The organism is Flavobacterium sp. AC274, from assembly GCF_979258275.1.
This window is the reverse complement of sequence record NZ_OZ409852.1, coordinates 1,089,970-1,115,268: the sequence shown is the minus strand read 5'-3', so window position 1 is coordinate 1,115,268 and position 25,299 is coordinate 1,089,970. Positions and strand designations below refer to the sequence as shown.

22 protein-coding genes and 2 pseudogenes are annotated in these 25,299 nt (G+C 33.2%); 11 read left to right on the top strand and 13 right to left on the bottom strand.

Features of this window, described 5'->3' with window-relative positions; translation table 11 throughout:
* The first annotated feature begins 95 nt into the window (after positions 1-95).
* Positions 96-1,171, top strand: a pseudogene (locus ACZZZT_RS05045) (glycosyltransferase).
* Here ACZZZT_RS05045 and ACZZZT_RS05040 read toward each other — a convergent pair.
* The 3 genes from ACZZZT_RS05040 to ACZZZT_RS05030 form a co-directional block, all read right to left on the bottom strand.
* Complete coding sequence (locus ACZZZT_RS05040; protein ID WP_463459622.1) at positions 1,168-2,463, bottom strand: porin; 1,296 nt, start codon at positions 2,461-2,463, stop codon at positions 1,168-1,170. The pseudogene ACZZZT_RS05045 and the gene ACZZZT_RS05040 overlap by 4 nt on opposite strands.
* Before the next feature lie 162 nt (positions 2,464-2,625).
* Positions 2,626-3,711 (bottom strand): sensor histidine kinase, encoded by a 1,086-nt coding sequence (locus ACZZZT_RS05035; protein ID WP_042564702.1) that lies wholly within the window; start codon positions 3,709-3,711, stop codon positions 2,626-2,628.
* Positions 3,712-3,943: 232 nt separating this feature from the next.
* The gene (locus ACZZZT_RS05030) at positions 3,944-4,627 is read right to left on the bottom strand and encodes a response regulator transcription factor (RefSeq protein ID WP_042564703.1); all 684 of its coding nucleotides are present in this window, start codon (positions 4,625-4,627) and stop codon (positions 3,944-3,946) included.
* Between the two features lie 230 nt (positions 4,628-4,857).
* On the opposite strand from ACZZZT_RS05030, the gene ACZZZT_RS05025 reads away from it, so the two are divergent.
* The 5 genes and pseudogenes from ACZZZT_RS05025 to ACZZZT_RS05005 all read left to right on the top strand — a co-directional run bounded on the left by ACZZZT_RS05025 (position 4,858) and on the right by ACZZZT_RS05005 (position 12,350).
* A complete protein-coding gene (locus tag ACZZZT_RS05025) occupies positions 4,858-7,635 on the top strand; it encodes a TonB-dependent receptor (protein WP_463459621.1) in 2,778 nt (925 codons plus the stop codon).
* Between the two features lie 203 nt (positions 7,636-7,838).
* A complete protein-coding gene (locus ACZZZT_RS05020) occupies positions 7,839-8,972 on the top strand; it encodes a hypothetical protein (RefSeq protein ID WP_463459620.1) in 1,134 nt (377 codons plus the stop codon).
* Between the two features lie 127 nt (positions 8,973-9,099).
* Positions 9,100-9,444 carry a T9SS type A sorting domain-containing protein gene (locus ACZZZT_RS05015; protein WP_073397743.1) on the top strand — a complete coding sequence of 115 codons (345 nt, stop codon included), beginning with the start codon at positions 9,100-9,102 and terminating at the stop codon, positions 9,442-9,444.
* 162 nt (positions 9,445-9,606) lie between these two features.
* Positions 9,607-10,586 (top strand): annotated as a pseudogene (locus tag ACZZZT_RS05010) (LuxE/PaaK family acyltransferase).
* A 129-nt stretch (positions 10,587-10,715) separates the two neighbouring features.
* Positions 10,716-12,350, top strand: a complete 1,635-nt coding sequence (locus tag ACZZZT_RS05005) for a CARDB domain-containing protein (protein WP_463459619.1) — start codon at positions 10,716-10,718, stop codon at positions 12,348-12,350.
* Between the two features lie 71 nt (positions 12,351-12,421).
* On the opposite strand, the gene tyrS is transcribed toward ACZZZT_RS05005, so the two are convergent.
* The gene (gene tyrS, locus ACZZZT_RS05000) at positions 12,422-13,717 is read right to left on the bottom strand and encodes a tyrosine--tRNA ligase (protein ID WP_463459618.1); all 1,296 of its coding nucleotides are present in this window, start codon (positions 13,715-13,717) and stop codon (positions 12,422-12,424) included.
* A 152-nt stretch (positions 13,718-13,869) separates the two neighbouring features.
* Here tyrS and ACZZZT_RS04995 point away from each other — a divergent pair, with 152 nt between their 5' ends.
* Positions 13,870-14,871, top strand: coding sequence for an NAD-dependent epimerase/dehydratase family protein (locus ACZZZT_RS04995; RefSeq protein ID WP_463459617.1), 1,002 nt, complete (start codon positions 13,870-13,872; stop codon positions 14,869-14,871).
* Here ACZZZT_RS04995 and ACZZZT_RS04990 read toward each other — a convergent pair whose 3' ends face one another.
* Genes ACZZZT_RS04990 through ACZZZT_RS04980 form a run of 3 tightly spaced genes read right to left on the bottom strand, consistent with a single transcriptional unit; the run spans position 14,872 to position 17,443 of the window.
* Positions 14,872-15,357 carry a DUF4296 domain-containing protein gene (locus ACZZZT_RS04990; RefSeq protein ID WP_463459616.1) on the bottom strand — a complete coding sequence of 162 codons (486 nt, stop codon included), beginning with the start codon at positions 15,355-15,357 and terminating at the stop codon, positions 14,872-14,874.
* 9 nt (positions 15,358-15,366) lie between these two features.
* Positions 15,367-16,707 (bottom strand): dihydroorotase, encoded by a 1,341-nt coding sequence (locus ACZZZT_RS04985; protein ID WP_463459615.1) that lies wholly within the window; start codon positions 16,705-16,707, stop codon positions 15,367-15,369.
* 10 nt (positions 16,708-16,717) lie between these two features.
* Positions 16,718-17,443, bottom strand: a complete 726-nt coding sequence (locus ACZZZT_RS04980) for a polyprenol monophosphomannose synthase (RefSeq protein ID WP_073397856.1) — start codon at positions 17,441-17,443, stop codon at positions 16,718-16,720.
* A gap of 105 nt (positions 17,444-17,548) precedes the next feature.
* Between ACZZZT_RS04980 and ACZZZT_RS04975 the strand changes: the two genes are divergently transcribed.
* The 3 genes from ACZZZT_RS04975 to ACZZZT_RS04965 all read left to right on the top strand — a co-directional run bounded on the left by ACZZZT_RS04975 (position 17,549) and on the right by ACZZZT_RS04965 (position 19,831).
* Positions 17,549-18,217 carry a DUF4271 domain-containing protein gene (locus ACZZZT_RS04975; RefSeq protein WP_042564713.1) on the top strand — a complete coding sequence of 223 codons (669 nt, stop codon included), beginning with the start codon at positions 17,549-17,551 and terminating at the stop codon, positions 18,215-18,217.
* 14 nt (positions 18,218-18,231) lie between these two features.
* Positions 18,232-18,981 (top strand): uroporphyrinogen-III synthase, encoded by a 750-nt coding sequence (locus ACZZZT_RS04970; RefSeq protein ID WP_073397855.1) that lies wholly within the window; start codon positions 18,232-18,234, stop codon positions 18,979-18,981.
* Positions 18,982-19,360: 379 nt separating this feature from the next.
* Positions 19,361-19,831 carry an Lrp/AsnC family transcriptional regulator gene (locus ACZZZT_RS04965; RefSeq protein ID WP_035681816.1) on the top strand — a complete coding sequence of 157 codons (471 nt, stop codon included), beginning with the start codon at positions 19,361-19,363 and terminating at the stop codon, positions 19,829-19,831.
* A gap of 153 nt (positions 19,832-19,984) precedes the next feature.
* Here ACZZZT_RS04965 and ACZZZT_RS04960 read toward each other — a convergent pair whose 3' ends face one another.
* From ACZZZT_RS04960 to ACZZZT_RS04945, 4 genes are all read right to left on the bottom strand, one after another.
* The gene (locus tag ACZZZT_RS04960; RefSeq protein ID WP_042564714.1) at positions 19,985-20,671 is read right to left on the bottom strand and encodes a zinc metallopeptidase; all 687 of its coding nucleotides are present in this window, start codon (positions 20,669-20,671) and stop codon (positions 19,985-19,987) included.
* Positions 20,672-20,767: 96 nt separating this feature from the next.
* Positions 20,768-21,403, bottom strand: coding sequence for a response regulator (locus tag ACZZZT_RS04955; protein ID WP_463459614.1), 636 nt, complete (start codon positions 21,401-21,403; stop codon positions 20,768-20,770).
* Positions 21,396-22,508 carry a sensor histidine kinase gene (locus tag ACZZZT_RS04950; RefSeq protein WP_463459613.1) on the bottom strand — a complete coding sequence of 371 codons (1,113 nt, stop codon included), beginning with the start codon at positions 22,506-22,508 and terminating at the stop codon, positions 21,396-21,398. The genes ACZZZT_RS04955 and ACZZZT_RS04950 overlap by 8 nt, the downstream gene beginning before the upstream one ends.
* Before the next feature lie 128 nt (positions 22,509-22,636).
* Positions 22,637-23,398 (bottom strand): hypothetical protein, encoded by a 762-nt coding sequence (locus tag ACZZZT_RS04945; RefSeq protein ID WP_463459612.1) that lies wholly within the window; start codon positions 23,396-23,398, stop codon positions 22,637-22,639.
* A gap of 167 nt (positions 23,399-23,565) precedes the next feature.
* On the opposite strand from ACZZZT_RS04945, the gene ACZZZT_RS04940 reads away from it, so the two are divergent.
* Positions 23,566-23,970: an MmpS family transport accessory protein gene (locus ACZZZT_RS04940; protein ID WP_463459611.1), complete on the top strand. Its 405-nt coding sequence runs from the start codon at positions 23,566-23,568 to the stop codon at positions 23,968-23,970.
* A 65-nt stretch (positions 23,971-24,035) separates the two neighbouring features.
* Here the strand turns inward: ACZZZT_RS04940 and ACZZZT_RS04935 are convergent, their stop codons facing one another.
* Complete coding sequence (locus ACZZZT_RS04935; protein WP_463459610.1) at positions 24,036-24,632, bottom strand: hypothetical protein; 597 nt, start codon at positions 24,630-24,632, stop codon at positions 24,036-24,038.
* Positions 24,619-25,092 (bottom strand): RNA polymerase sigma factor, encoded by a 474-nt coding sequence (locus ACZZZT_RS04930; RefSeq protein WP_463459609.1) that lies wholly within the window; start codon positions 25,090-25,092, stop codon positions 24,619-24,621. The genes ACZZZT_RS04935 and ACZZZT_RS04930 overlap by 14 nt, the downstream gene beginning before the upstream one ends.
* Positions 25,093-25,299 lie beyond the last annotated feature (207 nt).

The following is a 25,299-nucleotide window of genomic DNA, read 5'->3' as shown; positions in this document are numbered from 1 at the left end:
AAACAAAGCCTTACAATAGAGTTAATAATTTAGTAATATGCGCTAAATAACAGAAATCACTTATTTATATATCTTCGTCAAAAAGCAAACTTAATATGAGTATTGAATATTCGGCAAACAAAACTATTTTAGTCGCACCGTTAAACTGGGGCTTGGGCCACGCCACAAGATGTATCCCGATTATAAAAGCATTACAGGAAAATAATTTTATTCCGATAATCGCTTCTGACGGAATTGCACTGGCTTTGTTAAGAAAAGAATTTCCATATGTGCAAACTCTTGAATTGCCATCTTATCATATTGAATATGCTAAAAATGGTAAAAATTTTAAGTGGAAACTGATTAAAAACTTGCCTAAAATGATTACAGCCATTCGTGATGAGAAAAAAATGGTAAAATCGTGGGTTAAAAAACACGGCATTGATGGTATTATTTCAGATAACAGATTAGGGGTTTTTAGCAAAAAAATTCCATCGGTATTTATTACGCATCAATTGAATGTGATGACTGGAAATACAACATGGTTTACAAGTAAATGTCATCAGCATGTTATAAAAAAATACACGGAATGCTGGGTTCCTGATACGGATGAAAAGGTAAATCTTACCGGTGATTTAGGGCATCTTGAAACTAATGAACTAAACTTAAAATATATTGGACCTTTGAGCAGAATGCGTAAAAAGGAAACTCCAAAGGTTTATGATTTGATGATTATTCTTTCGGGACCGGAACCTCAACGTACTTATCTGGAAGAAAAATTAAAGGAAGAAGTTCTTAATTATGAAGGAAAAGTTGTGTTTGTAAAAGGTGTAGTCGAAAAAGACCAAACCAAACTAGAATCCGGAAATGTTACTTATTACAATTTCATGAATTCAAAACAGTTGGAACAAACCTTCAATGAAAGTGATTTGGTTTTGTGCCGTTCCGGTTATACTACCGTTATGGATTTGGCAAAATTGGGTAAAAAAGCTTTTTTATTCCAACTCCGGGGCAATATGAGCAGGAATATTTAGCGATAAAACTTCAGGATGAAAATTTGGTACCGTATGCATTGCAAGACGACTTTACCATTGAAGATTTATCAAGAGTAAAGTCGTTTACAGGTTTTTCTCAGTTTCAGGATAATATCGACTGGGATTCTCTATTTTCTATATTTGAAGATAAAGCTTAGAAGTTAAACTGCGCTTGCAATCGCAATAAGTTTCCTTGTTGTCTGTTGATTGGGAGCGCACTGTCTTCAAAAGTTCTGTCGGCAATAACATATTCTGCCGTAAGTTCGAATGCTTTAAATGGCTGCCATTCTACACCAATTTCGTAATCACGTACAACATAACTTCTGGCATCTTTCTCATATTTTTTTCCTCCATCATAATACTGAAATTTGGCGAAAGGGTAAATATGCTGTTTTTTTATGTCTAATTTATAATTCAATATTACATAACCACCATTTAAATCTGTTTCATCAACAGTGTTTGTAAGTGTGTTATAGCGAGGTCCGGTTCCAATATTATATTCCGTTTGAATTCCGAATGGCTTTGGATACAAAACAAAAGTTGCCCCAATTCTCTGGTCTTTTACATATTGAGGATCATTAACTATTACGCCTGAAGAAATCTCTCCGGTAAAAGCCCATTTTCCGGTATATGCCTGAATTCCAGGCTCGATAATCTGATTTCCAATTACAAACGGATAAGTTGCTCTTGCTACGACATTTATCGCTCTGTTTCCGTCTAATTTATTGGCTATTTGTCCGTTATAAACTCCAAAAGCAAAAACTCCAAAATCGCCGGAACCTTTATAACCATCTTTTACTAACATCGAGAAACGCTCTCTGATTTCGGCCGGAGCCCAATAAAAGAATAACCCTAAATCACGTTCGTTTAATATAGCACTGTTCATGGCGTCGTTTCTGTCTAAAGCCAATCGCTGCGAGCTGGATTGCATGTTTTCAAAACCATACGGAATTTTACTTTGTCCGACACGCACACGGTATTCCTTTTTCTTATCAAAAGAAAGATCAAAATACAGGTCACGAATTTGAACGAAATTTTGAATTCCGCTACTTGGTGAACTGGCAAAATCTGGCTGGAAGTAAAAAAACACATTTGGATGCACTTGCCCTGAAAATACTAGACGTGCACGTCTGATAAAAAGTCCGTTGTTTGCTTTTGCATCCGGAGCTGTAGAAGTTGTCCCCCATGATTTATCGCATTGGTCACAGGAAACTTTATCGTTTGTAGAAAACAAACCATTGTATCGTATTTGTGCATAACCTCTTAGGGAGATTCTGTCGTACCAGTGTTCGTCGTTACTAACGCCCGATTTGGTATCCGGAAGTTTGGCTTTATTGATAGAATCAAGAAGACGAACTACTTCTTTTTTTACATCTTCTTTGGTTAACTCTTGCGCATTTGCAACACAAGTAATTAGCAATAAAATTGCAATTATTTTTCTTTTTATCATTTTCTTCTAATGCACTAAAATTCAAGGTGCAAAGATGTATCACCAATGTTAAGAAATCATTAACACCGTGTTATCATAATAAGAAGATTTGTTTAGAAATAGTTACGCAAATATTATTGGCCTTGCCAAACCTTATTCTTCGGCACTTAATAGCTCTAAAGCTTACAATTTTTTAACCTCAACTTTCTGCGCTTTATATGCTTTTTCGAGTGTAAAAGAGAATTCAGAACCAATTCCGAATTCACTTTCTACATATACTTTCTCTTTATGTGCTTCAATAATATGTTTTACGATGGCCAATCCTAAACCAGAACCACCTTCAGATCGGGTTCCGCTTTTATCGACACGGTAAAAACGTTCAAAAAGTCTTGGGATATTTTGTTTTTCAACTCCTTCTCCATTATCACTAATTCTGATTAAGACTTTTTTCTTGGTTAAATTAACTACTCCAACTTCGGTTAAACCACCTTCTTTTCCGTATTTAATTGAGTTTACAATTAAATTCTCCAAAACCTGCTGAATTCTGTCCTGATCTCCGCGAACAATAACCGATTTTACATTTCTGCTTTCAAAAGCCAATTTGATTTTTTTCTTTTCGGCTTTCATTTCCAATAAATCAAAAACATTCTGAATCAGCTCAACGATATCAAAATCAGTCATATTCAAATCCAGATCACCAGACTCAAGTTTGGTAATCATGTCGAGATCTTCCACTATATATATAAGTCTCTCTACTCCTTTTTCGGCACGTTTTAAATATTTTTTTCTGATGTGTTTATCATCCATCGCACCATCAAGCAAAGTCGAAACATAGCCCTGAACAGTAAACAAAGGTGTTTTAAGTTCGTGTGAAACGTTTCCTAAAAACTCCCTGCGGTATTCTTCACGAATTTCGAGCATTTCGATTTCGAGTTTTTTATCTGTAGCAAACTTTTTTACTTCACGCGAAAGCGTTTCCATATCTGTTGTTATGGGCTGATTGATAAGTGTTGTCGATTCTAATAACGAAACCTCATCGTATATTTTTTTTACTCTTCTGTATATAAAACGTTCTACACGATATTGCAAAACCAGGAAAGAAAAAATGTAAATCGATAAGAGAAAAACTAATCCAAACCCTATTTGATGTTTCAGTTGATTTTTATAAAACAACGACATCAAAATCAGCACAAATCCTGTTGCAAAAAGACTTATATATAATGCCGACTTTACAGCAAATTTGTATGTTTTCTTAAAATTAATTTTCATTGAATATTTTTAACCATTAAGGGATTTTTTCACCATATAAGTGATATAAGTTCATTTAAAAGTAAAACTTATTTTCTATGTATTGAGTAAAAATTTGAAAAAGTCAATCTTTATCAAATTAAACTTTGACAAAGATTGACTTTGATTTCAAAAGTATGGACTATAATTGAATGTTAGATCACAATCAAATACTTAGCAACTTAGTATCTTAGAAACTTAGCAGCTTAAAAAATTAAACTTCAAATTTATAACCTACTCCTTTTATTGTTTTAAAAAGATCTTCTCCAATCTTTTCACGTAATTTCCTGATGTGAACATCGATTGTTCTTCCGCCAACTACTACTTCGTTACCCCAAACTTTATCAAGTATTTCATCTCTTTTGAAAACTTTTCCAGGTTTTGAAGCCAGTAGGTAAAACAATTCAAATTCTTTTCTTGGTAATGCAATTTCTACATTCCCTTTTATGATCTTATATTCTTCGCGGTTAATTTCGATTCCGCCAACATTTAAGGTATCACTAACAACTTCTTGTTCTTTTAACCTTCTTAACAAAGCCTTTACTTTACTTACCAGTAATTTTGGCTTAATCGGTTTTGTGATATAATCATCAGCACCTGCATCGAAACCAGCTACTTGCGAATAATCTTCGCTTCTTGCTGTTAAAAATGTTATGATAACATTATTTAATTCTGGTATTTTTCTGATGTTTTCACAAGCTTCCATACCGTCCATTTCTGCCATCATCACATCCATAATAATCAGGTCTGGTAATTCTTTCTGAGCTTTTGCAATTGCATCTTTTCCGTTTGAAGCTGTTACAATTTGATAGCCTTCCTGAGCAAGGTTATAGCCTACGATTTCTAAGATATCCGGTTCATCGTCGACCAATAAAATCTTGGTTTGAGTTTTTTTCATAAAATAGCAAAAATTGAGTTTTCTCATCAAATTTGATTCTAATAAATCTGATGGTTTTTAATTGCGATGGTAAATATAATAATAAATCGACGGTTAAAAATCGCAGTTAACGGTAATTTAATCTCGTAACAATTTGATAATCTACAGAACACAAAAACATAACAAGTGCGTAACATGAACTTTACAGGGCGGTTCTTTCTTTGCAAAAAAATAAATTAAACACAACTAAAATGAAATTCAATCTAAAATTTCTATTATTTACATTATTTATCTGCACGATTTCGATCGCTCAAAACAAAGGTACAATTTCTGGTGTATTAACCGACAAAGAAATGAACAATCAATCGCTTCCTTTTGCGAATGTCTTAATAAAAGGAACCAACATTAGCGCAAACACTGACATTGACGGAAAATATTCTATATCTGTAAATCCGGGAAGCTATACTTTAATTTTCAGCTTTTTAGGATACCAAACTATAGAAGCGCCGGTTACAGTTAAAGCAAACGAAACTGTAACAATCAACAAAACACTTACTTCTGGAGAAGGTTATGCTTTGAAGGATGTTGTTGTGCAATCATCTGCCGGAAACAAACAAAAAGAATCAGCTCTATTATTAGACCAAAAAAATGCAGTTTCTTTTAAAGCTGCAATTGGTGCCGAAGAAATAGCTCGAAAAGGAGTTAACGATGTAGCAAATGCTGTATCTAAAGTTAGTGGGGTTTCTAAAAACGACGATTCAGGAAATGTTTTCGTAAGAGGATTAGGAGATCGTTATAATGTTACAACATTAAACGGACTTCCATTACCATCAAACAACCCTGCAAATAAAAATATACTTTTAGATATTTTCACGACAAATATTGTAGATAATATTGGAGTAAGCAAAACATTTGAAGCTCAAAACTATGCCGATTTCGGAGGAGCAAACATAGATATTGCTGCAAAAAAATTCAGCGGTAAACCTTTTGTAAGTTTTTCAATTGGAACAGGGGCTAACACAAATGTTTTAGGCCAAGATCATTTTTATCTACAAGATGGTCCTACTTATACTGGATTTAAAAAAGTTGGAGTTCCAGACTCTCCATTACAACCATATAGCTATGCAACAAGCTGGGACAGACAGGAAAACAAAAACATATTAAATGCTTTCTATACTTTATCTGCTGGTAAAAGATTCAATATAAATGATGAAAGTTCAATTGGTACTTTTGTTACCGGTTCATTTAGTGCAAAAAATAAATACACAGAAGGATACAGTAGAGGGGGAATTACTTCTGACGGAGATATCTTTTCTGATTTTTACAGAACGGCGTACAAACATAGTACTACTACAACTGTGATGGGTACAGCTGATTATAAAATCAACAACAAAAACTCGATCTTCTTTACTTCTTTATTCTTGAATTCAAGTGAGCAAGATTACAGTGAGTACGAAGGAACAAACCAGAATTTTGACGGTGGTGGAGATGCTCTTCAACAAATATCTGGATTTATTAAACGTGGAACTTTTGAAAGAACTCAATTAATTGTAAATCAATTAACAGGGAAAAATAAGTTTAACGATCAGTGGAATTTAAATTGGGGTGTAGGATACAGCATGTCTAACAGCGCAACTCCAGATCGTATGCAAAACTCTTTTGTGTATGCTCCAAATGCTATAGACTATACATTTTTCACCAATTCAAACATCAATAATCACAGGTTTTTTCAGGACTTAAAAGAAAATGAAATCGCTGCAAATGTTGCTCTTTCTTATAACTTCAAAAAAGGCAGTGATGATACTTACAAAGGAAAAGTAACTGTTGGTTATTCAGGAAAGTTCAAGAGTGTAGATTACAACATGGAACAATATTCATTTTTCCCGAACAGAACTACAATTTCTTTTCCTAAAGAAGACATACACCATGTAGATAATTATTTAGATCCTGCACACTGGGGTTCATCTTACTCAAACAGAATTAACCAATTGTATAATGGAAATTTAGATATTAATGCTGCATTCGTTAATGTTCAATACTCTTTAACGGATAGATTGAGTGTGATATTAGGGGCTAGACTGGAACAATTGAATCAAAGTGTTTTCTATATCACAACAACAGTTCCGGGTGGCGGCAATTCTGATGATTCAAAGTTTAACATTTTACCAAGTTTAATTTCAAAATATACTTTAACAGACAAACAGAACTTAAAGTTTTCTGCGAGCAAAACATATACACTTCCTCAGTTTAAAGAAAAAGTGCCAATTATTTATGAAGATGTCGCACAAGCATACGAAGGAAACCCTAATTTATATGCTTCAACAAATTACAACTTCGATTTAGGATGGGAATTTTTCCCGAAAGCAGGGGAATTAATTTCTGTAACTGCATTCGGAAAAATTATTCAAAACCCAATCAACGAAATGTTCCTTAACTCTTCTTCAAATGATATCTCTTACGCAAATACAGGAGATAAGGGAACAGTAGCAGGAGTTGAAGTAGAATTCAGAAAAGATATTTTTGAAATTGAAAATAATGACAACCTAAAGACAAAACTTTCTTTTGACGCAAACGGATCTTATTTATACACCAACCAAGATCTAAGCAACGATAAAGTAAACAACGAAAATGATTTTGGAGCAAACTTTACTTTTTCAGAAAGTAAATTAACAGGAGCTTCTAATTTCCTTGCCAATGCTAACTTATCATTTTTAAATGAATTCAGAGAAGGACAGGATTTCAGTGCAACGGTATCTTACTCTTATTTTTCAGATAAATTAGCTGTTATTGGAACCTCAAGAGTAGGAAACCTGGTTGATAAAGCTGTAAATAAATTAGACTTTATCGCTAATACAAGTTTAACTAAAAACTTAAAATTAGGTCTTATTTACAATAACATCCTGAATCCAACTTTTAAACGTGTACAAGAGCAAGGAAAAGTACCAGGAAAAGAATCTGTTGGTGATATTACCGCAGTTTCATACAAAGCAGGTTCAGATTTCAGACTTACTTTAAATTATACATTCTAAGAAACTGTTCTAAATAAATACAAAAGGTGATTAGGTAACTCTAATCACCTTTTGTAATTTAAAACGGCAATGTAAATTTTATATTAAGTCGAGTCTTATTTATACCACTATACTTAATACATTGTTAATACGGTCTTAACTCAACAAAAACATATGTTCATTTACTTTGCCTTGAATAAATAAAACAATAAAACACAACAAAAATGAAAAAAAGTTTATTTGCAATGGCTGCAATATTAGGACTTGCTTTAACAAGCTGTAGTTCTGATGATAATAACAACAACAATACGAACAACAGTTCTTTTGTTTTAAAAGTTGACGATTTAAAGGGAGAGATTAAAGATGGTACTGTAACTTTGGACCCAACTCAAACTTATACTTTAACAGGTGGTCTTGTTGTTAAAGGTGGAGCTACTTTAGTTATTCCTGCTGGAACAGTAATCAAAAGTTCTGCTACTGCAGAAGCTACTTCTTTATATATTGCTGTAGAGAGAAATGCTAAAATTAACATCAATGGTACTGCTGCTAAGCCAGTTATCATGACTTCTGGAAAAGCAACTCCAGCTCAAAGTGACTGGGGTGGATTAATTATCGCTGGTAATGGTAAAGTGAACACAGGAGACAATGGTACTTCTGAAGTAGGTTCTTTAAGCTATGGCGGTAATGACAATGCAGATTCTTCTGGAAATATCAACTTTTTAAGAATTTCTTACACAGGTTCTAAATATACTGCTGAAAAAGAATACAATGGAGTTTCTTTCTTCGGAGTAGGTTCAGGAACAGTAGTATCTGACATATACACTTTCGAAAGTGGTGATGATGGAATTGAATTCTTCGGAGGAGCTGTAAACGCTTCTAACTTAGTAATTGTAAACTCTTATGATGATTCTTTAGATTTTGCTGACGGATGGCAAGGTACTGCTACAAACGTATACATTAAAGGTGTTACTAAAGCAGGTGTTGAAGGATCTACAAACGCAAAAGATCCAAGTGGAGCTGTTCCAATGACAAACGCTAAAATCACTAACATCTCTATTATTAAAGGTGATGCTGCTTTCTTAGCTGACGAAAAAGCAATCAATTACAAAGAAGGTGGAGGAAAACAAGCTTACACAAACTTATATGTTGCTGACGGAATGCCTAAAGATCTTGCTAAATTATCTACAGATGCTGGTGCAGTTGCAAATATCGCTGCTGGTAACTTTACTATCACAAACTATACTTTTGGAGCTTCTGTTACTGCATTTGATGGTCCTAAATTATCTGGAACAACTACTGGTGCTTTAGGTGCTGGTGCTGGTGCTGACTTACCAACTTGGGCTAACTGGACTAAGTAATTAAACTAAGTTGATTTTCTAATCACTTCACACATAAAATGTTAAAAACATCCTAATTTTTTAGGATGTTTTTTTTGGCGTAGTTTTTGTAATTTTTTTGTATATTTACAATAATCAAAATATAGCGATGGCAAAAAACTACTTTTATATTACATTTTTATTGGCTTTTTTCTTTACTACTATAACGGCGTCAGCGCAGGATAATAGTAAGCAATTACCAAAACCTCAGGACGGAAGTACCATTGAGGGCCTAAGCTTGTACCCTAACCCTGTTACAAACGGCAAAGTCTATATAACATCAAAAAACGATTTAGAAAAAGAAATTGTTGTTTTTGATCTGTTAGGAAAAAAAGTAATTCAGGCACATTTAACGACCAGAGAATTAAATGTTAGTGATTTAACTCCCGGAGTTTATATTATTAAAATAAGCGAAGAAAATGCTTCAGCTACCAGAAAGCTTATCATTCGGTAAAACATAAAATACATCAAAAGCCCCAATGTTTATTTGGGGCTTTTTTATTACCGTTTTTTTTAGTTTCCAGTCACAGTCTGGGTTTTGAGACTCTGTACAGGAAAACTGTGACCAAAAACTGAAAACTATTTACATTTATACTTACCTTTGCACAAAAAAGTTTTGATTACAGCCAGCGATATATTTACCATTTCGAGTCAGAAACAATTTGAAAAAATAGCATTAAAAGTGTTTCGTTTTCAACATGAAAACAATCAGGTATATCGTGACTTTTGCGACTTTCTAAAAGTAAATCCGCAACAGGTAAAATCACTGGAGCAAATTCCGTTTTTACCAATACAGTTTTTCAAGAGCCATAATGTAGTTTCCAATTCAAATCCTGTTCAGGTTACCTTTACCAGCAGCGGAACAACGGGCATGATTACGAGCAAACATTTAGTGACCGATATTTCCCTATATGAGGAAAGTTACCGCAAGGGATTTTCTCAGTTTTATGGCAATATCGAAGATTACGTTGTTTTAGCTCTTTTGCCGTCTTATCTCGAAAGAGATGGATCTTCGCTTATTTATATGGTCGAAGACTTAATAAAACTATCCAATCAGCCCGAAAGCGGCTTTTATTTACACAATCACGACGACCTAATTAAAAAACTGACCGCTTTAGACGAATCGGGACAAAATGTGATTTTAATTGGTGTTACTTATGCTTTATTAGATTTAATAGAAAAACATCAATTCAACCTTCAAAATACCATCATTATGGAAACCGGAGGAATGAAAGGAAAACGCAAAGAAATGATTCGCGAAGAACTTCATGAACAGCTTTGCAAAGGCTTTGGAGTTTCGGCAATTCATTCAGAATACGGAATGACCGAACTTCTGGCGCAAGCCTATTCTTTAGGCGAAGGCGTTTTCGAATGTCCGTCATGGATGCATATTTTAGTTCGCGATCCCGAAGATGCGCTTACTTACGTAAATAATGGAAAAACAGGTGGAATTAACGTTATTGATTTGGCCAACATCAATTCATGCTCTTTTATTGCCACTCAGGATTTAGGCAAAAAAATCCCAACAACTCTTTTGAGGTATTGGGACGTTTTGATAATTCTGATATTCGTGGATGTAATTTGATGGTTTTGTAATAAACCATTCTCTCTTCTGTTTTTTTTCGTAAGAATATACACGATTTATTAACTTATAAATAATATACGAAAAATACTGCATTTATATTTAAAACATACTTTTAAAGTAAATATTTAAATATAAAAATTATGAAAAAAATTACTTTATTATTGTTTATTTTTTTAAGCTTTACAGGCTGGTCTCAGGGCTACAAATTTCACACATTACAAGATTTAGGGCCTAATATCGAAACTGCTATTTCTGTTGAATGTGCTAAAAGTGCTACAGTTGGACCAAATAGAGATGTAAATTTAAATCAAACCTTTAAATTAGAAGTTGGGAAAATTTACAAATCTGATTTAGTTTCAGGATCAACTTCCGGTTCAAGGTACTACAAAGTACTTTATGCGGTTGATTATTATCTTGATAAAGGAGCAGAAATAGATGAACCTGCAGATTTTGAACTAATTCCAGATTTATGTAATTCTTTGTCATGGAAATATATCAGACCAATATCATTAGGATCAACATTAGAAGAAGCACAAAGTAATTATTGCTCCAATTTAACAGCTAATACCACAAGAGAAAAGGTAAATCTTAAAATAACTAGGCCTTTAAATATAGGAGATGTATATTTAATGGATTTTGGGAAAGGCTCAAATTATTATTTAATTGATGGGTCAAGTGTAGAAGCAGGAGATAGCGAATATCAACTGGATACCACAACCAGTAACGCTGTTTTTTCCCTTGTTACATTAAATTGTCCAAAACCTGATTTGCAAGCTACAGGTGTAAGTTTTGGATCTGGCACAATGAATACTGGCGCAACTGCTACCGCAACATATGCATTAAAAAACAATGGTGGTCGAGCATTTAATACATCTCGCTGCCTAATTTATTTTTCTAAAGGTGATTCTACTCTAAGTAGCGATGATGTATTAATTAAAGATATTCTAATAGATCCGTTAAACGCTAATGAAACCAAATCCGGATATCCATCTATAACTATTCCAGCCAATCTCACTAATGGCACATATTACACCATTATGCAGTTAATTAATAGTGAAGATATAAATATCAGTAATAATGTAATTTCGTCTTCGTCATCATTTACTATCAATCAAACAACAACACCAGCAGGAAAACCAGATTTAGTTATTGATCCAAATAACACAATTATCTTTAGTAATTGTTTTGATTGTAGTGCAGCACTAAGTGATTTAGGAGGCAAAAGACACACCATAAGCAATCAATCCGGAAGTATCAATTTGCAGGTAATAACCATTAAAAATACCGGAAGCGCTGCATCAACTCCTACAACACTTCAGTTTTATTTATCTACTGACGGTATTATTGATACAGCCGATTTAAAATCTACAGCAAGTAGTGTAGCAATAAGTGCAATAAATGCAGGAGCTTCAATTACAGTAACAAAAACAATTTTTTCTTCTAATTTTGGTAATATCGGTACAACATTTACAGGAAACAGAAACATCCTTATTTCAGTTGACGACTCTAAAACAATTACGGAATCAAACGAAAATAATAATGTAACTGCCATACCTGTAACTTTCTATAACCCCTTTGGAAAAATAGTTCAATCAAAATTAGAAGCTGAAGAGGTTACACAACCTTATTCAATAAATGTCTACAATCTTGAAGGTAAAAAAGTTTTAACCAAGGAAGTTACCTCTAAAGAAGAAGAAAACAAATCATTAGATTCATTAAAAAGCGGCATTTACATCATTAAATCTAAAAATAAAACTCGCAAAGTCATTAAATAATAACATATAATAATGCAAAAAAGCATCCGCGTTGGCGGATGCTTTTTTTATAGTTAAAACTTAAATGTGAATTAAACCACTCTAATCACAAAATAATTTCTCCTTCCGCTTTGCAATAACACAAACTGATTATTAATCAAATCATTTGAAGTCAAAACAAAATCTTCTTTAATTTTTTCTCTGTTTACAGAAATTGAATTTGCCGTTAAAGCTCTTCTCGCTTCTCCGTTTGATTTAAAGAAACCTGTTTTTTCGTTTAAAACAGAAACAATGTCCAATCCGTTTTCAAGATCTGCTTTTGCAATTTCAGCTTGAGGAACTCCGTCAAAAACTTCTAAGAAAGTCGTTTCATCCAATTGTTTCAAATCCTCTGAAGTAGAATTTCCAAATAAAATATTCGAAGCCTGAATTGCTTTTTCTAATTCTTCTTTACTATGAACAAAAATCGTAATTTCTTCAGCCAGTTTCTTTTGTAAAACTCTTAAATGCGGAGCTGCTTTATGCTCTTCGATTAAAGCATCAATAGTTTCTTTGTCTAAAAATGTAAAGATTTTAATATATTTCTCAGCATCTACATCCGTTGCATTTACCCAAAACTGGTAAAATTTATACACTGAAGTTTTATCAGCATCCAGCCAAACATTTCCACCTTCAGATTTTCCAAATTTAGATCCGTCTGCTTTTGTAATCAATGGCGTTGTTAAAGCAAAAGCTTTTGCATTTTCGCCTCCCATTCTGCGCACTAATTCTGTACCTGTGGTAATATTCCCCCATTGGTCTGAACCTCCCATTTGCAAAAGGCAGTTGTTGTTTTTATATAAATGATAAAAATCGTATCCCTGAATTAATTGATATGTAAATTCTGTGAAAGACATTCCTTCGCCTTCTCCGTTAATTCTCTTTTTAACAGAATCCTTCGCCATCATATAGTTTACCGTAATACGTTTTCCAACTTCACGGGCAAAATCAATAAACGAGAATTCTTTCATCCAATCATAGTTATTTACCATAATTGGAGCGTTTGGTTCTTTTGAATTAAAGTCTAAGAAACGAGACAGAACACTTTTGATTCCGGCAACGTTTTTAGCCAAAGTTTCTTCGTTCAACAAATTTCTTTCGTCAGATTTTCCGGAAGGATCACCAATCATTCCGGTTGCACCACCAACCAAAGCAACCGGCTGATGACCAAAATTCTTTAAATGAACCAATAAAATAATCTGAACCATACTGCCAATATGCAGTGAATCTGCCGTTGGATCAAAACCAATATATGCCGCCGTTACCTCTTTTAGCAATTGTTCTTCCGTTCCTGGCATGCTATCATGGTATAAACCGCGCCATTTTAATTCTTCAACTAGATTCTTCATTTTTAAAATATTTTGCGCAAATATAATCAATGGTAATGGCAATGGCAAAAACTTATGCCACTAAGGCACAAAGGCGCAAATATTATTAAAAACAAAAAAACTTTGTGGCTTTGAGCCTTTGTGGCAAAAAAGCAAAAACTTATCTTTACAAAATGGTATTAGTAACTGGAGGAACAGGTTTAGTTGGCGCGCATTTATTGCTTCATTTAATTGAAAATGGAGAAAATGTCCGGGCTATTTACAGAAACCAGAACAACATTCAAAAAACAAAATCGGTTTTTGAATTGTATAAAAAAGGTGATTTATTCGAAAAAATTAATTGGCTTGAAGCCGATATTTTAGATGTTCCTTCTCTTGAAATTACTTTTATCGACATTCAATACGTTTACCATTGTGCCGCTTTAATTTCTTTTGATCCTAAAGACGAAGATGCACTTCGAAAAACCAATATCGAAGGAACTGCCAATATGGTTAATTTTTCGTTGGCCAAAGGAATCAAAAAATTCTGCTTTGTAAGCTCAATTGCCTCTTTGGGAGATTTACCACCACATGAAACCTATATTACAGAAGAAACCGACTGGAATCCTGAAAAACCTCACAGCGATTATGCTATTTCAAAATATGGCGCCGAAATGGAAGTCTGGAGAGGCGTTCAGGAAGGCCTGGATATTATCATTATTAATCCGGGCGTGATTTTAGGACCAATCCCAAAAACAAAAAAATGCGAACAAGGAAGCGCTGAGCTATACGTAAAAGTGGCAAACGGACTTTCGTTTTATACTCTTGGAAATACAGGATTTGTTGCTATAAATGATGTAGTGAGAATTGTTTACGAATTAATGAAAAGCACAATCAAAAATGAACGTTTTACCTTAATTGCAGACAATATTGTTTTTAGGGATATTCTAAACACAATTGCAGAAGTCTTAAAAGTAAAAAAACCAAGCATTCATGCAACTCCGTTTTTCATGAATTTTCTTTGGATTGCAGACAAAATATTCTCGACTTTATTTTTCCAAAAAAGACGTTTAACAAAAGCAACAGCGAAAGCCTCTTATTCGAAAAATTTGTATTCAAATGAAAAAATAAAAACCGCTCTGGGAACGGTTTTTTTAGATGTACATCAATACATTAAAGAAGTATCGAAGTTATAATTATCTTTTTGTCTGTCTTATTGCTCGTCGTATCGAATCAACATTAATTTTTCGGGCAGGCTGAGTTTCATTAAGTTTAGGAGCTGGTCCAGTTGTTTTGCTCTTCTTATTTTTGTTTGCTTTTGCCGCTTTCTTCTCTTCGATCTTAAAAAGTGAATCTGCTTTTTTCTGATTCTTTTCTAATCGTTTCGCAATTTGATCAAACATATCTTTATAGCTCTCATAATCTGATGCATAGTACATATTACTTTGCGCAAATTGTAGACTGTCTACTTTATATTTTTGAAGAATAAATCGCTTCGGGCTAGCATCAAGTGAATCTAAGGATAATGGATTGTGATATTTTATGGCATCCAAAACAGATAAATCATACATAATATCAATCATTTTTCCTTTCTCAATAAGTCGTTTAGGCTCTTTTACAAGCTCTTTTTTACAACTTACAGCAAAAAATAAAACCAATATTACAACTACAAAATTCTTCATCTTCCTATTTTATCTGTCAAACAATAATCTTTTTCCGTTGCGAACGTCTTTCACTTTAAAATTGTTATAAACCAATTCGCCGTTTACAAACGTATGGGTAATCCTCGATTTAAAAGTAAAGTTTTCAAAAGGAGACCAGCCACATTTTGATAATATATTTTCTGATTTTACACTCCACGGCAAACTCGGGTTTACAATTACCAAATCAGCAAAATAACCTTCTTTTACAAAACCTCTTTTTTCGATTTTGAAAATTTTAGCCGGATTATGGCACATTTTCTCTACGATTTTTTCAATAGAAATCTTCCCTTGGTGATGCGCTTCAAACATTGCGACAACAGCATGCTGCACTAATGGCCCACCTGAAGGAGCATTTAAATACGATTGACTTTTTTCTTCTTTTGTATGCGGAGCGTGATCTGTTGCAATAACATCAATTCGACCGTCATTCAAAGCTTTCCAAAGTTCTTTTCTGTCTTCGGCAGTTTTTACAGCAGGATTCCATTTAATGAAATTTCCTTTTGTTTTGTAATCTTCATCAGTAAACCAAAGATGATGTACACAAACCTCAGCCGTGATTTTTTTATCTTCTAATGCAATTTTATTCGTAAACAATTCCATTTCCTTCGCTGTCGAAAGATGGAAAATATGCAAACGCGCTCCGGTTTTTTTCGCCAAAGCCACTGCTTTTGAAGACGAAATATAACAAGCTTCTGCACTACGAATTAAGTGGTGTGCCGTTACCGGAACATCATCACCGTATTGTTCTTTAAAAAGGGCAAGATTATTTTTAATTGTCGTTTCATCTTCACAATGAACTGCAATCAACATTGGCGTGCTGGAAAATATTTTTTCTAAAGTTGCTTCGTTGTCTACGAGCATATTCCCTGTTGAAGAACCCAAAAAGATTTTGATTCCGGCAACGTTTCTTGGATTCGTTTTTAAAACTTCTTCCAGATTATCATTGGTTGCGCCCATCATAAACGAATAATTCGCAAATGATTTTACGGCAGCAATTTGATATTTTTCTTCTAAAATTTCCTGAGTAACTGCATTAGGAACCGTATTTGGCTGTTCGATAAAAGAAGTGATTCCGCCCGCAACCGCAGCTCTTGATTCTGATTCTATATCTCCTTTATGAGTTAATCCCGGTTCTCTAAAATGTACCTGATCATCAATTGCACCCGGCATTAAATAATTTCCTTCGGCATCTATCACAATACAATCTGAAGTTTTTAGGCTGATACTATCTGCAACTTCAACAATTAAGTCGTTCTCGATCAAGACATCACCTTCAAAAATAGACCCTTCGTTTACAATTTTAGCATTCTTTATTAAAATCCTATTCATGATCGTGGTATTATAATGTATTGATTAATTTTTTTAATCGAAGTGAAATTACCCCAAGAATAGCTTCTTTAATAATGGCATTGCTCATTTTAGAAACTCCTTTTGTTCTGTCTGTAAAAATAATAGGAACTTCGGTAATTTCAAATTTAGCACAATAGGTTCTGTACTTCATTTCAATCTGAAACGCATAACCAACAAATTTTATTTTATTGAGATTTATTTTCTCTAAAACTTCTCTTTTATAACAAACAAAACCAGCTGTGGCATCATGAATTTTCATTCCAGTAATAAATTTCACATATACCGAAGCAAAGTAAGACATTAATACACGACTTAAAGGCCAGTTTACCACATTTACACCTGTTACATAACGAGAACCAATTGATAAATCGGCACCACCAAAATGGCAGGCATCATACAATTTTTCAAGATCATTCGGGTTATGCGAAAAATCGGCATCCATCTCAAAAATGTAATCATATTTGCGTTCCAAAGCCCATTTAAAACCATGAACATAAGCTGTTCCTAAACCTGATTTTTTGGCTCTTTGTTCTAAAAATAATCTGCCCGGAAATTCTTCCTGCAATGCAATCACCTTGTTTGCAGTATGATCGGGAGAATTATCATCAATAATTAAAAGATGAAAAGGTTTATGTTGCGAAAGTACGGCTCTTATTATACTTTCTATGTTTTCAATTTCGTTATAAGTGGGAATTATGACAATACTATCATTCATTTTTCTTGGCAATTTCATGGCAAAAGTAAACTTTTTATGCCATTTCATTCATAATAAATTTATAATAAAAGTATTGATACAAAAAATTACTAATTTTGTAACGCTATGATTGAACATCTTCAACCCAGAATTCTAGAGAACAAAGATTGGGCAACACTTTTATTTGTGGTGGCCTTTGCTCTCGTTGCTATAACTAAATCGACTTACGAAACAAGATTTAGTGAGTTTAGCAAACTTATTTTTTCTGATAAATATGCAAAAATTTATCGCGACACCAGCAACCTGAAAGGCAGCTTTATTGTTGGGCTGTTTTTTGTTCAAATTCTGTCGTTTTCATTTTTCATTTTGCTTACGCTGCATATTTTTGGATATGCTTCAAAAACAGATTGGATCTTGTACATTCAGATCGCTACATTTTTACTTTATTTTATTCTGGGGAAATTTTTAATCGAAAAAATCGTTGCAACTTCTTTCAATATTGATGATTTTGTAAGCCTTTTCAACCTACAAAAAGCGACTTACAGGACTTACATAGGTGTTTTAATACTGCCTTTTAACGCAGTTTTATTCTATTATGACAATATTCCGAAGATTGTCCCGCTAGTAATAATAGGCGTTTCGCTATGTATAAGTCTATTTTCCTACTTTATTTCAATTAAAACGTATCAAAATATAATAATCGGTAAGTTATTTTATTTTATTTTATATCTTTGCGCTCTTGAAATAGCCCCTTATTATTTCATGTATTATTGGATAACAAAAGAGGTGGCTTAGTAAATGTTTATAATATGAAAGTGAAAACAATTTTGGTGTCACAGCCTGAACCTAAAGTGGAAAATTCTCCTTACTTTGAGCTCCAACAAAAACACAAAATAAAAATTGATTTCAGACCATTTATTCATGTGGAAGGGGTTAACGCAAAAGAGATTCGATTACAAAAAATCGACCTTAATCATTACACTGCGATTATTTTGACAAGCAGAAATGCTGTAGATCATTTTTTCAGAGTAGCAGACGAAATGCGCTACAAAGTTCCTGAAGGATTGAAATATTTTTGTCAATCTGAGGCAGTTGCGTTTTACCTGCAGAAATATGTAGTGTACAGAAAGCGAAAAATTTATGTAGGTGCTAAAGATTTTGCTGATTTATCTCCACTAATTAAAAAATACAAAGACGAAAAATTCCTGCTTCCAGCATCAGATCAGTTAAATGCTGACGCGCCTATTACCTTAAATGGTTTAAAAGTAGACTGGACGCAAGCTGTTTTTTACAAAACAGTAATGAGTGATTTATCTGATTTGGCAGATGTTTATTATGATGTTTTAGCATTTTTTAGTCCAACCGGAATTAAATCATTGTTTAAAAACTTCCCTGATTTTAAACAAAACAATACCAGAATTGCTGTTTTTGGAAGCACAACTCAAAAAGAAGCTTTAGATTATGGTTTAAGAATCGATATTCTTGCTCCAACTCCTGAAACGCCTTCTATGACAATGGCTTTAGAAAAATACATTAGCGAAGCAAACAAAGGGAAATAATCCTTTTTAAATAAAAATTCCAAATTATAAATTCCAAATTCCAACCTTCTTGTTGGGATTTGGAATTTTTTGTTTTTAGACTATTTTGAGTGTTTCGGACTAAGATTTAAACACAATTTTGTCATCCCGAGGAACGAGGGATCTCCGCAAGAAACTCCGTAAAGTAAGTTGCTAATCTTTGTCGAGCTACTCGTGGAGATCCCTCGTTCCTCGGGATGACAAAAAATGTGGATATACACTTTGCGCGCATCTTTGTCAAAGTTTAAAACTTTGACAAAGATTTAAAACAACAATTTTCTATTCAATTAAAACTTTAATCCTTAAATTTGATTTCTATTTAAAACCAAAAAACCAATATTAGTTTCAAACCACAACTCTCATGAAAATCAATTCTCTTTTAATCGAAATTGACGGTATTGACAAAGAAATACTTCGCTATTTAATGGATGATGCCCGAAAACCTATTTTACAAATTGCTAATAAAATTGGGATTTCTGGAGCGGCGATTCATCAGCGTTTAAAAAAACTGGAACAATCGGGTGTAATTTCAGGATCGAAATTTACTGTTAACCCAAAAGTTTTAGGTTACAACACAATGGCATTTGTTGGCGTGTATCTGGATAAAGCTTCCCGAAACTCAGAAGCTGTAAAAGATTTAAAAAAAATCCCCGAAGTTTTAGAATGTCATTATACCACCGGAAACTGGTCGGTTTTGATCAAAATAATTTGTCGTGACAACGAACATTTAATGCAGCTTTTAAACACAAAAATTCAGGCTATTGAAGGAGTTTCAAGAACAGAAACATTTATTTCACTCGATCAGCAGATTGATAGACAGATTCAACTTTAAAATGTACCCATTAGATAATTAGTCAATTAGATAATTCTTAAAATGCTTAATAAACAATTGTCTATTGTTTCAAAATAACAAAAACCCGATTAGTTTAAACTAATCAGGTTTTTGTTATTAATTATCTAATTGACTAATTATCTCATTACCACATTAATTTCTCCTGCTTCCGGAATAAATAGAGATATAGTACAACAACGTTGCGATTGATCCGATAGCGGCTACTACATACGTTCTTGCAGCCCATTTTAAGGCATCTTTTGCTCCTGCCTGCTCTTCTTGTGTCAGCATGTGTTTATTTTCTAACCAGGCAAGCGCTCTGTTACTTGCATCGTACTCTACAGGCAAAGTAATAATCGAAAACAAAGTTGTTGCCGCAAAAATGATTATTCCTATCAATAACAATTGAGGAAAAGTTCTAATCATCAGGATTCCTGCAATCAAAATCCATTGTACATAATTTGAGGCGACGCTTACAATTGGCACTAATTTCGAACGCATGGTTAACCATTCGTATCCAATAGAATGCTGCACGGCATGACCACATTCATGTGCCGCAACAGCCGCTGCAGCTGCATTACGATGATTATAAACTGCTTCGCTTAGATTAACAGTTTTATCACTCGGATTATAATGATCTGTTAACTGTCCAGGAGTCGAGATAACACGAACGTCTCTAATACCATTATCTGCCAACATTTTCTCGGCAATTTCTGCACCGCTCATTCCATTTCGAAGTTGCAGTTTAGAGTATAATTCGAACTTGCTTTTTAATTTTGAACTAACCAACCAGCTGAATAACATAATTGCCCCAGCAATAATTAAATATCCACTTCCCATTTTTTTTGATTTTTTGATTGAAATTTAAAGTTACAAAACAAACAGCAATTTACGAACCAATTTCAAAAATGTCATTTTGGCATTCAGAAGATTTTGTTAATTTAAAAGATTGTTCTTCAGGAGGAAAGTAATTAATTCGGCCACATTTTTTACTTTATATTTTTGAAGAATATTACGTCGATGTGTTTGTACGGTCAAAAAACTCAGAAACAATTCATCGGCAATTTCCTGGGTCGATTTGCCTTTTGAGAGCAATAAAGTAATGTCTTTTTCCCGACGGCTAAGACTCGGGATTCGATCTAAATCTTCAGATTGTGGCTGACTTATAACTGCCCGAACCTCATCGCTAAACACAATTTCGCCATCTATTGCTTTATAAATGCAATTTTTAAATTCATCAAAAGAAGCACTTTTTAAAATATAACCATTCCCCCCATTTTGAACAAATTGCATAACCAGACTTCTCTCTGACTGACTGCTCATCCCGATAATAATTATTTTAGGATATTTTTGTTTGATGGTTTTACAAAGATCAATTCCGTTTATTACCGGCAAAAAAATATCCATTAAAATCAGGTCCACTTCATTTGTTTCGATATAATCTAAAAGCGCAACGCCTGACTGCAATTTCTCCACGACCTCAACAATCTGAAAATCTGACAGTAAACCCGAAATTCCGGAAATCACAATCGGATGGTCATCTACAATTACTGTTTTATATTTTCTAGTCATTTAGCATTTCGTTTTTTACCTTCAGCTCAATATAGGCCGAAGTTCCTTTATTAATTATGCTTTCAATTTCTAATTTCCCGTTTAAAAATTCTACACGGTTTTTTATATTTCTTAAGCCCATTCCGGTATTACTTTTTTCCGAAACATTAAATCCAACTCCGTTATCTTCGACTGTTATAAAAAAAGTTTCCTTATTTTGAGAACATGAAACCAGGATTTCTGATGCATTTGCATACTTTAAAGCGTTATTCAATAATTCCTGAATAATACGATAAATAAAAATTTGATGGTTTTTAGACAAGTTCGATTTGCTAATCAAATACTGAAATTCAACATTTGTTATTGTGTTTGAATTTGCCATGCACAAATCACGCAAAGCATGTTCTAAACTTAGTTTCAGCAAACTTTCGGGCATTAAGTTTTGAGAAATATTGCGGAGTTCTTTGATCGAATTATCTAGTAAAGTAGTCACTTCTGTTGTGCTTACATTATCTTTTTCTGCCAATTTTAAATGAATTTTCAATCCCGAAAGCATACTTCCAAGTCCGTCATGCAAATCTCGTGCAATTCGTTTTCTCTCTACTTCTTCACCTTCAATCAAAGCATTTGAAACAGATAATTTCTGCTGATTTTCAAGTGCCGCCAATTCCTGCTGGTGATTAATTTCTTTTTGAAAACTCAACTTCTTTTGGTTTTTATTCAAAATCCACAAAAACAAAACAATCAGAAATAATAAAACCGACAATACAGCAAACAGAAAAGAGTTCAACCGATTGTTATATACCAACAGTGCTGCTTTTTCATTTTGCGATTGAAGAGCCGTTATCTTTTTCTCATTTTCGGCTTTTTTGTATTTTGCTTCGAGTTCTACAATTTCTTTTTGAAATTTTGTATTGTTTAAACTATCGTTTACAACATTATATTTATTGGCATAAAAATAAGCTTTGTCATAATTTTTAACAGCGTTGTAAACTTTTGACAATTCGTTGTAATAGTTCTTTTTATCTACAATAAATGGTGTATTCTCTAAAAGATATTCCAGGTTGTTTTTAGCTTTTTCATATTCTTTTAACTTAAAAAGTATTTCATATTCTGCAAATTTCAACCTGTTTAAGGCAATTGCATTCTGATGTGTTTTGGCAGATTTTATTCCTTTTTCATAACTCGTTAAAGCTTGCTTGTATTTATTTTGTTTGGCATAATATATTCCTTCAGAATAAAAATAAGAATCGTTTAAATTGGATTCAGGGAATTTTTTGAGTGTAAAAAAGCTTTGTCAAGTACTTTTTTAGCATCATAAAAATGTTTTAATTCTACTAAATTTTCGGCATTGATGATATAAGTTTCCATTTTAGATTCTGCCAGGGTAGGAGATCGTTTGGTTGCTTTTTCGATATAATTCTGTGCTTCATCTAAATATTCGCTTGCTTTTTGGCGTTCGTTATTATTCATAAAAATAATAGCAACCGCTTTATACAAGCCGCTTATCAGTTCATAATCGCCGCTCTTTTTTGCAAGGGGAATGGCTTCATTGACCAATAATTTCATATAGCCTTTTTCGTTGTTTTTTCGCTGTTGCATAATGCCATAATTCTGCAATAGGATTGCGCGGAGCCTAAAAGCTTCTGTATTATCGTATTGTTTTAACTTGGCATTGGCTTCTAATAATGTTTTTTCGAAACCTACGATATCGCCTTTTTCAATGAAACTATAGGAATTATAATAAATCGAAGCATCCTTCAAAAAGGGAAATCCTGATTTTAGTCTATTGGCCTGATTTAAGTATTCTTTGGATTTTTCAACATTCTGAACCATCAAAAACAATCTTGATAATTTAAAACTGTAAAGACATTTTATACTATCAGATTTTGTGTTTCTGGTCACTTTTGCAATACTGTCTATGTAAACGGTATCATCATCTAAAGAAAGAATAACTTGTGAATGTGCAAAGGCAGATAAAAATAAAAAAAGCGTCAAAAAGCAGATTTTCTTCATAAAGTGGTATTTATTCAAATTTATTAAATTAAAAAGTGTTTCAAAAAACATTCAGTTGCTTTTACCTGATATCAGGTAATAAAAAATACATTTTATCAGGTATTGCCAACTGTTTTTCAAGCCTGTAATTTTGTTTTAAATGAATATTAATTATTAAAGAATTTATTATGAAATCAATTTTTAAAACAGCAGTGCTTGTATTAACACTTGCTTTTACAGCAGTTTCATGCAGCAGCGACGATGATAACAACTCTGGACCAGTAACAGCATCAAGAGATGTAAAATATGAAATAACAGGAAATTTTACGGGTGAACTTGATGTAACTTATATGGAAAAAAGTGGTGCTCCGCTTATTGAAGATGTTCTGGCATTACCATGGACAAAAGAATTTACGGCTAATGCAGATTCTGACGGGGCTTTAGTACACACAAGCGGTCTTGGCGGTGTTGCAGGACAAACGGTAACGGCTAAAATTTATGTGGGAGGAAAAGTGGTTTCTGAATTAACCGGAACGGCAAATTCAGACGGAATTATTGTAGTACATCCAAACACTTATGTATTTCCGAGATAAGAATCAGAGGTTAGAAATTTAATTTGATAAAAAAAGCGGTTTGTAAAATTTACAAACCGCTTTTTTTATTCATTTTCTAATTGTTTATTGACTTCTTCAAATTTTTCTATCAGACTATTTAATTTGGTTTCTTGTTTTTTGATTTCCTTTGGCCTCAAATAAAACCAGGCAAATCCTATCCATAAAAACAACATCACATATGTTAAAACACTAAAAAACGAACTCATTTTTGATGCGTATTCATACATATATAAACTTATTCCTATACTTAATAGAATAAAGTATAAGCTTAAAATTCGGGATTGCAAAAATTGTTGTTTTCTTTTAATTAAAATGAGTTTCTGCAAATATTGCTGGTTGGTTTGGTTTGCGTCTATATTTTTATAAGTGGATAGTAACCTGTTATAAACAATCAGATAAATAAGCATTGCTAAAACCGTTAGAACAATTCCAATTTTAGTCGAGATCAAATCAGGCTGATAAAAATACCAGATAAAAATAATAAAAGTACATGTTGCAAAAAGCAGGATATTAGTAATCCATAAACTGCGCAAAGCTGTTTTTTTTAACTGTTTTAATCTTGCCAGTAAATCTTCTATGTTCGGTTGATTTACGGTTTGTTTTTTCCATAAATCTTTAAAATCTATATTATTGCTGTCCATTTTCTTTGAATTTTTGAGTCAGTTTTTCTTTAATTCTATGAATTTTCACTCTTGTGTTGGTTTCCGAAAGTCCGACGATTTTAGCTATTTCTGATTGTTTTACATCTTCAAGTTCAAGTGAAATAATAATACGGTCGGTTTCGGGCAATTCAGCAATGCATTTATATAAAAACTGAATTTGTGGTTCTAATGAATATTGCTTTTCCTCAGTAAGATGAAGTGGTAATTCCGATTTTGGAAAACGTTTCTGCCTCTCAATCTGCCTCAAACAATTATTAGAAGCAATCCTGAAAATCCAGGTTCCTATGCACGATTCGTTTCTAAAAGTTTCGAGTTTTTGCCAAACAATGATAAAGGTTTCCTGAGCCAGATCCTGCGCAATATCATAATCGTTAACAAACCCCATACAAAGCCTGAATATTCGATCCCAATATGTTTTATAGATATCTTCGAATTTCATTTTACGCTTTTATAAAATTGCTTAATTGGTTTAAATACAATTTCGGAAATAAAAGGGCGATAATTAAAATATAATTTTTCATTTCAAATAATTTTAAGTTGATAAATAATCGGATCCGTCCTTTTGATACGAGAAGTTATGAAATGTTACAGCTTAAATTAAATTCCAATATTAATCCCGAGGCTTCGGGACCAAATTCCAATTGAA